We start from the raw sequence: 5,817 nt of genomic DNA on the forward strand, positions 1-5,817 counted from the left end.
GCCCCACCGCGCCCGCATCACGTGTTTGGAGGCTGGCGCGCCCCAGCCGGCCGGCGCGGCTCAATAGGGAGGGATCCCTGGGGCCCGGATGGGCCGTGGACGGCGTGAGCCGGACGGGGGATGCGAGGGTGAACGCCCACCGACAGCAGGCGTGACAGGCCGGAGAGACGGCCACCAGGATCACCAGCGAGAGGACTCTCACTCATGGACACCACCGCCACCATCAGCGCCGCTGATGGAATCGTCGATGCCCTCGCGGGCGATCACGGTCAGCGCGAGCGCGCGCTCGACGCGGGTCGCCACGCCCTGGTCGACATCGCTGTCGGTCACCCCGATCCGTGCATCCGGCTCATCGCCGGAATGCTCGCCCTGTCGGCGCCGACGCCCGACTCCACGGGCGCCTGAGCAGCTTCACAAACGAGGGATCACCGATGCCAAAGCGTGGATGGAGATGGACCCTGGTGAAGGGCCGGTGGGGGATTTGGCTCGCGCGGTCGAGCGACGGCCTGTGGACCCGCCACGGCGCTCCGGTGCCGCGCTTCGACTTCGGCCACGAGCGTCTCGCGAGCGGCCGCCACGCCTTCCGCGTCGTCTGCGGCGAGTTCGCTGCAGCGCTGATTTTTGACCACGCCCGGTTTCAGTAAGCCGGGCTTAGAGACGAGGGAGCGCAGGACCGTGGATAAACAAGAGTTCGCATGCCTGAGCGTCGCCGCACAGGCCGCTGCCAGAGCCATCTACGCATCCGATGGCTACGCTGTGCCATTCGACAAGCTGCCCCGCGGTCGGCTCGCGCTGTACGCGCGGCGCGGACAGGCCGCCGCCGACGCCATCGAGGCGGAACAGCGGAAGCTGCGCAGCCATCCGCGCGCCTGACCGCCGCAAGAACGAGGGAATGCCGATGGACGTCCCTGAGCAGGAGCTGCGCGATGAGATGTCCCTCGCTGACGCCATCACCCACGCCGACGAGGTAGGGGCCGCCTGCGGCCCCTGCGCCGCCGAGCACCGGCAGCTCGCGGCGTGGCTGCGCGAGCTGCAACAACGACGCGCCCAAGCCGGCGCACAATCGAGCCGATCCATGACAGAAGACAAGGTGCAGCTCTGCCAGAAATTCGCCGCCGGCCGCCCGACGTCCCGCGCTCTGATGGTCGGCCCGACGCTCGCCGAGGCGCAGACCAGGCACTTCCCGGCGCTCGCCGGCCGGCTGGTCCGCAACGTCGATGACCCGCAAGACGGATACCCAGACGCCAGCAGCGCCCGTGCTGCTGCCGGCCGCTACCGCGAAAGCTGCCGGGATGCGCTCGCCGCATTCCCGGCTCAATAGGGAGGGCGCGCGATGCAACCGACGACTTTCCTGGCGTGGTGCCTGACCAAGGGGACGGCGGGGAATCGGGCCGCAACCGAGGAGGAGGCGCGGCGCGCGTGGGACCTGGAGCAGGACCGCCGCTCCGCCGCGCAGGCGAGATGCCCCGCCTGCGGAAAGATGGTCACGGTGAAGGCGGGAAAGCTCGCCACCCACGGCCCCGGCACCGACGGGGCGCTCACCTGCCGGGGTAGCGGACAGCTCGCCGCCCAGGTGTCTCACTAGGAGGGAATGACCATGGCCGATACGCGCTTCATCTCGCCCTGCCCGCCGCCCGAGGGCTCCGCACGCGAGGGACTGACCATCCTCTCGGAAGAGGGGTCGGAGATCACCGAGATCGTCGGTGAGCTGATCGCCGCCGTCTCGCGCATGCAGGTCCGCAACAGCAAGTGCCTGCGGTTCGGCCTGGACGAGGTGCAGCCGGGGCAGCGCCTCAGCAACGCCGACCGTCTGGCTGGTGAGGTCGGTGACCTGATGGGCGTGGTCGACCTGCTGTGCCGGATGGGCGTCCTGGATGCGCGGCGGATCGACGACTGCCGGACGGCCAAGGTCGGCAAGCTTGCCAAGTTCATGCAGTCGCAGCCGGCGCCGGCCGGCGCGGCTCAATAGGGAGCCCCACCGATCCAGCCCCGCACGCCATCCGGCGGCGGGGCTTGAGCCAGTAGAGAGACCCGCAGCAGGAGCGCCAGACCATGAAAGGCATCAAGCACGTCCGCACGAAGAATGGGGTTCACGGCCCGGCGTCCAATGAGCCCGGCGCTCCGTACATCTACTACCCGCCGGGGTCGGCGCTGCCCTGGGAATACGACTTGGGCCGCGGGTTCAGCGCCACGCGCTACGGCAAGGGGTGGCTGGTCTCGGACGGCACCACCTGGAACGCCGCTGCGTCCACGCTCGACGAGGCCAAGCGCATCGCTGACGCCCGCCCCATCAACCCGGCCGTCGTCGCGTTCGCGCAGCTCGGGAAGATCGTCGCCGCGCTGGACGCCAACCACGCCGCCCAGGCGGCTTGAGAACGAGAGGAGCCGCGCCATGCGGAAGCCGCGACGTGATGGCGAGCTGGTGCCGCAATACGAGGTCCACTGTCCGACGTGCGAGACGCCATATCTGGGCATCAGCACCGACCGCGCCGACGCGATCAATGTGCTGCGCAGAGAGGGGTGGCGACAGCTCGGGCAGGAAAAGCTTTGGCACTGCCCGGTTTGCGCCGCACAACCGTCTACCTAACGAGAGGACACGCGACGTGAACGAGCACAAGTTTCCGACCATCAAGGATGCCGCGGATGTCCTCGCCGAGCTGGTGCTGCGCGGCCTGGGCGACCTGCCGATGCAGCTCGTGGTCGTGCCGGACAGCACCATTCAGGCCCTCGCCAGAGCTGGGGGCGATAGCGGCGAGCGGCCGGCGATCATGGTGGAGTTCGGCGGCGCCGAAGGGCGACTGCCGGTCGGCCTGATCTGCCCGGAGCGCATGCGCGGCGGCGCCGGCTCGATGCCGTCGCGGCGGCCCAATTAGGAGGGCATGCCGATGCTGACCGACTACCGAGCCCTGCTGCTCTGCCCGATCTGGTTCCGGACGGTCGAGCGGATGATCGTGCCGCTCGGGCATTGCGACCCGGTACGCGAGGACGCCGAGATGCTGGTGCTGACCGGCAACCTCGACGCCTGTCTCTAATTCGAGGGCGCCATGACCACCCCGATCACCCCGCGCAACAGCTATCTGGCCCGGTCGGTGGCCGGCGCGCTGCACGAGCAAGAGGCTGTGCTGGGCCTGCTGGCCGACAGACACCCGGAGTTGGCGCCGCATGTCGAGACGCTCAGGGTGGTGGGCTGGCACCTCACCCGCTGGGCCAGCGACCCCACCCGCAATACCCCCGCGCCGACCGGCGCATAGACGAGAGGAACCCGGCCATGCTGGAGCGCGACGAAAAGGGCATTCTGCACGTAGTGGCCCTGTCCGGCGGTAAGGACAGCACCGCGCTCGCGCTGCGGCTGGCCGAGCTGGAGCCCCGGCCCTACAACTACGTCTGCACGCCCACCGGCGACGAACTCCCCGAGATGTTCGCCCACTGGCGCCGCATCGGCGAAATCCTCGGCCGGCGCATCCTGCCGATCATGGCGCACACCGGTCTGTCGGGGATTGTCCGTGAGGAACGGATGATCCCCAACCACAGCGCCCGCTTCTGCACCCGCAAGCTGAAGATTGAGCCGTATCAGGCGTGGTTGCGCGAACAAGTGCAGCACGGCCCCGTGATTTCCTATGTCGGCCTGCGCGCTGACGAGCCGGGCCGGGCTGGCGGGGCCTACGACATTGCCGAGGTCGCCGTACGCTTCCCCATGCGGGAATGGGGCTGGGGTGTCGCCGACGTGCTGTCCTACCTTGAGCAGCGGGACGTGAGCATTCCGGAGCGTACCGACTGCGCTCGCTGCTATGAGCAGCAGCTGATCGAGTGGTGGCTGCTCTGGAAGCAGCACCCGGAAATCTTCGCCGACGCTGAGCAGCAGGAAGCCGAGGTGTCCGACCTGGTCGGCAAGCCCGTGAGCTGGCGCAGCCCGTCGCGCGATGCTTGGCCTGCCCAGCTCAAGGATTTGCGCGTCGAGTTCGAACGCGGTCGCATCCCGCGCGACACTAAGCGGGTGCAGCGCCAGCGTGACCTATTCCGCGGCGGCCAGTGCCGCGTCTGTTCGATGTGAACCAGAAACGAGAGGAGACGAGTCCATGAGCGACTTGACCTATCACGTCCCAGACCAGCCGGCCCGCCCCTTCGCCCGCGGCGACGAGGTTGAAACCGTGGACCGCGAGGGGAATTCCATGGGTCGGCAGCGCATCACCAAGGCCGACAAGCGCATCGTCCACACGGACTGCGGTCGCGCCTGGACGCAGGACGGCGACTGGTGGAACGGCGAGCGCGCCTACCCCTTCCCGACCATCCGCCACGCCTCCTAAACGAGGGATACCACCATGATCAGCTCCGACCAGATCGCCACCTTGGTGCAGCGCTTCTTCGCCGGCGACGACCCTGCCCGCGTCTTGTCTGATGTCGGGCGCCTGGGCCCGGCGGCAGCAACCGTGTTCGGCTTCTCTGTGTCGTCCCGGCTGCACAAGATCGAGCCGGACCCCAACCGACGGGATCTGGACGCGCAGATCATCTGTGCGCGGGCCGGCGTCGACTACGCGGCCCTGTGCACGTCCATCGACATCTGACCAGCACCGAAAACGAGCCCACAGGAGCCCGGCTATGGCCCGCCTGTCCAACACCACGAAGACCGCGCGCAAGGTGCACATCTGCGACGGCTGCAACACCGAGATCTCCATCGGCACCGTCTACGCTGAATATCGCGGCGTCTATGACGGCAGCATCTACGTGCGGCGGCATCACGTCGAGTGCCGAGACGTAGAGGTCGATCTGAACGACGCCAATGGCCTGGACGGCGAAGACTGGATGACGCTCGGCGAACACTTCGAGGAAGCCGGCGACGGACTGCTGGAGGAACTACCGCCGGTCGTCGCTGACCGGCTGCGCCTGTGGGCGAAGCAGTCCGAAGAGCGCCGCGCCGCTCGCCGCCTCGCCCAGGCCACCGACACCGCGCCCCAGGGCGCATAGACGAGAGGAACCCGGCCATGGCCGATTTCGACGGAGACCCGGCCAAGAAGCCGGACGAGTGCAAGGCCCTCAGCTCCTACGGGCACGGCTGCCCGAACATGAAGGAGGTCGGCGGGGGCTTCAGCGGCGAGCAGTACCGGTGTGAGGTCTGCGGCGCCCACTACTACCTCGACTACGACGAAATGCGCTGAGGCGCAGCAACGAGAGGGCTTGGACCATGCTCCGCGGTATCCGCATCGAGCGCCGATCACCATCCGGCCGCGGCGATCTGGAGGGGTTCCCGATCCGCGACCGCTGGCGGGAGATGATGCTGTTCTCCCGGCGCCCGTATTGGCGCTGGAGGAAGGCTCTTGGTGCGTTCGACCGCGGCTGGTCCCGCATCTACCGGTAACGACAAAAACGAGGGATCACCGATGAAAACGAAGCACACTCCAGGTCCTTGGTGGATCGACCCCAAGGCGCCCGGCGGAGGGAACATCCAGTCGGCCAAGGGGCCGGTCGCCGACGCTCGCTTTTTCGGCAACACCAGTGCCGAAGCGATGGCTGACCATGCCAACGCCCGCCTGATCGCCGCCGCGCCGGAGCTGCTGGAGGCGCTGAAGGGCTTGGTCGAGGTGCTGACCACCGATGGCGGGCTGGAGCCCTGCTCCCTCTCCATGGCGCCGGCCGAGCGCTACTTCGGCTTGGCCGTCGAAGCCATCGCCAAGGCGGCCGCGCCGGCCCGCGAAGCCGTCGTGATCTGACCTCCAAAGTGTCGGTAGACAAAAATATCTGCACATGGATTGCCGCTAAAGCATTGATTTAGCGTGCGTGGTTAATGAGCTAGATTTGGGATGTTTGCACGTGACGGCCACG

General features: G+C 68.1%; 17 protein-coding genes. All 17 read left to right on the top strand.

The window, feature by feature from the left end; genetic code table 11:
* Window positions 1-204 precede the first annotated feature (204 nt).
* The 17 genes from ACSVC7_RS29935 to ACSVC7_RS30015 all read left to right on the top strand — a co-directional run bounded on the left by ACSVC7_RS29935 (window position 205) and on the right by ACSVC7_RS30015 (window position 5,705).
* The gene (locus tag ACSVC7_RS29935) at window positions 205-405 is read left to right on the top strand and encodes a hypothetical protein (RefSeq protein ID WP_448208170.1); all 201 of its coding nucleotides are present in this window, start codon (window positions 205-207) and stop codon (window positions 403-405) included.
* Window positions 406-431: 26 nt separating this feature from the next.
* Complete coding sequence (locus ACSVC7_RS29940; RefSeq protein ID WP_483509004.1) at window positions 432-644, top strand: hypothetical protein; 213 nt, start codon at window positions 432-434, stop codon at window positions 642-644.
* A 31-nt stretch (window positions 645-675) separates the two neighbouring features.
* The gene (locus tag ACSVC7_RS29945; RefSeq protein WP_448208172.1) at window positions 676-873 is read left to right on the top strand and encodes a hypothetical protein; all 198 of its coding nucleotides are present in this window, start codon (window positions 676-678) and stop codon (window positions 871-873) included.
* Window positions 874-892: 19 nt separating this feature from the next.
* Window positions 893-1,321, top strand: coding sequence for a hypothetical protein (locus ACSVC7_RS29950; RefSeq protein WP_448208173.1), 429 nt, complete (start codon window positions 893-895; stop codon window positions 1,319-1,321).
* 12 nt (window positions 1,322-1,333) lie between these two features.
* Window positions 1,334-1,585, top strand: a complete 252-nt coding sequence (locus ACSVC7_RS29955; RefSeq protein WP_448208174.1) for a hypothetical protein — start codon at window positions 1,334-1,336, stop codon at window positions 1,583-1,585.
* 12 nt (window positions 1,586-1,597) lie between these two features.
* Complete coding sequence (locus ACSVC7_RS29960) at window positions 1,598-1,969, top strand: hypothetical protein (RefSeq protein ID WP_448208175.1); 372 nt, start codon at window positions 1,598-1,600, stop codon at window positions 1,967-1,969.
* Between the two features lie 83 nt (window positions 1,970-2,052).
* Window positions 2,053-2,373 (top strand): hypothetical protein, encoded by a 321-nt coding sequence (locus tag ACSVC7_RS29965; protein WP_448208176.1) that lies wholly within the window; start codon window positions 2,053-2,055, stop codon window positions 2,371-2,373.
* 230 nt (window positions 2,374-2,603) lie between these two features.
* The gene (locus ACSVC7_RS29970) at window positions 2,604-2,873 is read left to right on the top strand and encodes a hypothetical protein (protein ID WP_448208177.1); all 270 of its coding nucleotides are present in this window, start codon (window positions 2,604-2,606) and stop codon (window positions 2,871-2,873) included.
* 6 nt (window positions 2,874-2,879) lie between these two features.
* Window positions 2,880-3,032, top strand: coding sequence for a hypothetical protein (locus tag ACSVC7_RS29975; RefSeq protein WP_448208178.1), 153 nt, complete (start codon window positions 2,880-2,882; stop codon window positions 3,030-3,032).
* A gap of 12 nt (window positions 3,033-3,044) precedes the next feature.
* Window positions 3,045-3,251 carry a hypothetical protein gene (locus ACSVC7_RS29980; RefSeq protein ID WP_448208179.1) on the top strand — a complete coding sequence of 69 codons (207 nt, stop codon included), beginning with the start codon at window positions 3,045-3,047 and terminating at the stop codon, window positions 3,249-3,251.
* Window positions 3,252-3,268: 17 nt separating this feature from the next.
* Window positions 3,269-4,051, top strand: coding sequence for a phosphoadenosine phosphosulfate reductase domain-containing protein (locus tag ACSVC7_RS29985; protein WP_448208180.1), 783 nt, complete (start codon window positions 3,269-3,271; stop codon window positions 4,049-4,051).
* A gap of 25 nt (window positions 4,052-4,076) precedes the next feature.
* Window positions 4,077-4,304, top strand: coding sequence for a hypothetical protein (locus ACSVC7_RS29990; protein WP_448208181.1), 228 nt, complete (start codon window positions 4,077-4,079; stop codon window positions 4,302-4,304).
* A gap of 15 nt (window positions 4,305-4,319) precedes the next feature.
* The gene (locus tag ACSVC7_RS29995; RefSeq protein ID WP_448208182.1) at window positions 4,320-4,562 is read left to right on the top strand and encodes a hypothetical protein; all 243 of its coding nucleotides are present in this window, start codon (window positions 4,320-4,322) and stop codon (window positions 4,560-4,562) included.
* Between the two features lie 34 nt (window positions 4,563-4,596).
* On the top strand, window positions 4,597-4,962 hold the full coding sequence (locus ACSVC7_RS30000) for a hypothetical protein (protein ID WP_448208183.1): 366 nt from the start codon (window positions 4,597-4,599) through the stop codon (window positions 4,960-4,962).
* Between the two features lie 17 nt (window positions 4,963-4,979).
* A complete protein-coding gene (locus ACSVC7_RS30005) occupies window positions 4,980-5,153 on the top strand; it encodes a hypothetical protein (RefSeq protein WP_448208184.1) in 174 nt (57 codons plus the stop codon).
* A gap of 26 nt (window positions 5,154-5,179) precedes the next feature.
* Window positions 5,180-5,353, top strand: a complete 174-nt coding sequence (locus ACSVC7_RS30010) for a hypothetical protein (protein ID WP_448208185.1) — start codon at window positions 5,180-5,182, stop codon at window positions 5,351-5,353.
* 22 nt (window positions 5,354-5,375) lie between these two features.
* Window positions 5,376-5,705 (top strand): XkdD/Y8K6 family phage-associated protein, encoded by a 330-nt coding sequence (locus ACSVC7_RS30015; protein WP_448208186.1) that lies wholly within the window; start codon window positions 5,376-5,378, stop codon window positions 5,703-5,705.
* Window positions 5,706-5,817 lie beyond the last annotated feature (112 nt).

Source organism: Azospirillum mesophilum (assembly GCF_053470405.2).

What these genes read in the sequence shown, in the direction of transcription:
- ACSVC7_RS29935 (WP_448208170.1), top strand. Translation starts at nt 205, where the DNA reads ATGGACACCACCGCCACCATCAGCGCCGCTGATGGAATCGTCGATGCC.
- ACSVC7_RS29940 (WP_483509004.1), top strand. Translation starts at nt 432, where the DNA reads ATGCCAAAGCGTGGATGGAGATGGACCCTGGTGAAGGGCCGGTGGGGG.
- ACSVC7_RS29950 (WP_448208173.1), top strand. Translation starts at nt 893, where the DNA reads ATGCCGATGGACGTCCCTGAGCAGGAGCTGCGCGATGAGATGTCCCTC.
- ACSVC7_RS29955 (WP_448208174.1), top strand. Translation starts at nt 1,334, where the DNA reads ATGCAACCGACGACTTTCCTGGCGTGGTGCCTGACCAAGGGGACGGCG.
- ACSVC7_RS29960 (WP_448208175.1), top strand. Translation starts at nt 1,598, where the DNA reads ATGGCCGATACGCGCTTCATCTCGCCCTGCCCGCCGCCCGAGGGCTCC.
- ACSVC7_RS29965 (WP_448208176.1), top strand. Translation starts at nt 2,053, where the DNA reads ATGAAAGGCATCAAGCACGTCCGCACGAAGAATGGGGTTCACGGCCCG.
- ACSVC7_RS29975 (WP_448208178.1), top strand. Translation starts at nt 2,880, where the DNA reads ATGCCGATGCTGACCGACTACCGAGCCCTGCTGCTCTGCCCGATCTGG.
- ACSVC7_RS29980 (WP_448208179.1), top strand. Translation starts at nt 3,045, where the DNA reads ATGACCACCCCGATCACCCCGCGCAACAGCTATCTGGCCCGGTCGGTG.
- ACSVC7_RS29985 (WP_448208180.1), top strand. Translation starts at nt 3,269, where the DNA reads ATGCTGGAGCGCGACGAAAAGGGCATTCTGCACGTAGTGGCCCTGTCC.
- ACSVC7_RS29990 (WP_448208181.1), top strand. Translation starts at nt 4,077, where the DNA reads ATGAGCGACTTGACCTATCACGTCCCAGACCAGCCGGCCCGCCCCTTC.
- ACSVC7_RS29995 (WP_448208182.1), top strand. Translation starts at nt 4,320, where the DNA reads ATGATCAGCTCCGACCAGATCGCCACCTTGGTGCAGCGCTTCTTCGCC.
- ACSVC7_RS30000 (WP_448208183.1), top strand. Translation starts at nt 4,597, where the DNA reads ATGGCCCGCCTGTCCAACACCACGAAGACCGCGCGCAAGGTGCACATC.
- ACSVC7_RS30005 (WP_448208184.1), top strand. Translation starts at nt 4,980, where the DNA reads ATGGCCGATTTCGACGGAGACCCGGCCAAGAAGCCGGACGAGTGCAAG.
- ACSVC7_RS30010 (WP_448208185.1), top strand. Translation starts at nt 5,180, where the DNA reads ATGCTCCGCGGTATCCGCATCGAGCGCCGATCACCATCCGGCCGCGGC.
- ACSVC7_RS30015 (WP_448208186.1), top strand. Translation starts at nt 5,376, where the DNA reads ATGAAAACGAAGCACACTCCAGGTCCTTGGTGGATCGACCCCAAGGCG.